The organism is Geminicoccus flavidas (assembly GCF_009806515.1).
GTDB lineage: Bacteria > Pseudomonadota > Alphaproteobacteria > Geminicoccales > Geminicoccaceae > Geminicoccus > Geminicoccus flavidus.
Window position 1 is genome coordinate 1 of the sequence record NZ_WUJP01000189.1, and the last position, 1,166, is coordinate 1,166.

The 1,166-nt window shown below is 69.5% G+C and carries 3 protein-coding genes; all 3 read right to left on the bottom strand.

All coding sequences use genetic code 11. The features are described from left to right. Positions 1–387, bottom strand: a 387-nt coding sequence (locus EQG76_RS05145; RefSeq protein WP_159711200.1) for a DUF1349 domain-containing protein, incomplete at its 3' end; no start/stop codon positions are given. Positions 388–392: 5 nt separating this feature from the next. Then, positions 393–833 (bottom strand): RbsD/FucU family protein, encoded by a 441-nt coding sequence (locus tag EQG76_RS05150; protein ID WP_159711202.1) that lies wholly within the window; start codon positions 831–833, stop codon positions 393–395. 108 nt (positions 834–941) lie between these two features. Beyond that, positions 942–1,166: hypothetical protein (locus EQG76_RS05155; protein WP_235031212.1), on the bottom strand; the 225-nt coding region annotated here is incomplete at its 5' end.

Genomic DNA, 1,166 nt, shown 5'->3' on the forward strand with positions numbered 1-1,166 from the left:
CCCGTCCTGCACCGTGACGCGCAGCGAGAAGTCGGCCGGATCGCCCGCGAAGCGGCCGGTCGCCCAGTCCGACCGACCCACCGTCAGCACGCTGCTGAGCAGCAGCCAGCCATCCGACAGCTCGATGCCGGCCTTGACCCAGTTCGCCGTGTCGATGCGCACCATCAGGCCGGCCTGGTCGTAGAGCGCCTGGTAGCTGGCCAGCACCCGCAGTTCGGCGGTGAAGTCGCCCGTGACCGGCATGAAGAAGAAGTGGCCGCTGTCCCGGGTGAAGCCGTAATGGGTCTCCCGCCAGAAATCGGTGCGGCTGCCGGTGACGACCCGGAGCTCGCCGTTCTCCAGGCGCCAGGAGGGCGGCTCGTTCTGCCAGGTGCAGCCGGCGAACATGCCGCTCACTCGCCGGGCCGGATCACGCCCTTCTTCAGCAGGATGCAGCCATAGAGCCGGGTCTCGCCGGTGGCGATCACCGCGAATGCCTTCTTGGAGCGCTCGTAGAAGGCGAACCGCTCGATCTGCCCGAGCTGCACCTTGCCTCCGGACGCCTCGCTCACCAGCGTGCCGTACTCGGCGCACACCTCCGGCACCGAGCCCTCGTCACCCACCACCGCGATGCGCAGCGCCGGATCGGGCACGAAGTCGTCCAGCGGCATCACCGAAAGGATCGCTTTCAGGACCCGCGGCCCGTCGGCGGCATCCATGCGGATCAGCTTGCGCGTCGCCATGGTCTCGGACGGGAAGTTGGCGTCCGCGATCACGAGATCGTCGCCATGGCCCATGGCGCGCAGCACGTAGAGCAGGTCCGCGTTCAGGAGCGGATCGATTCCCTTGAGCATGTTCTGGTCCTCCCCGGTGGCGGCCGGCACTGACCGTCCGGCCGCCGTCGCACGGGAATGCCCATAACGAATGGCGGCAGGCTTCAGAAGGGGCTTCTGTGTTGGGCCTCAGCGGGCCAGGTCCAGCGCCAGCCCGCCCCCGGCGGCCTGTGGCCTTCCCCGTAGCACCCGGCCGAGCTTGCGCTCTGTTGCGGCGAACGCCGCCTCGATGCCGCCGCGATCCGAAGGCTCCGCGGTCTCCCGCAGGCCCGCCGCACAGATGAGCCGCGCATGGTGCAGCAGGGCGTCGCGCTGCTCTGTCAGGCGCACATGCTCCCCGATCCGCCCGATCGC

Bases quoted from the DNA above. Each gene is read 5' to 3' on its own strand.
- EQG76_RS05150 (WP_159711202.1), bottom strand. From the start codon at position 833: ATGCTCAAGGGAATCGATCCGCTCCTGAACGCGGACCTGCTCTACGTG.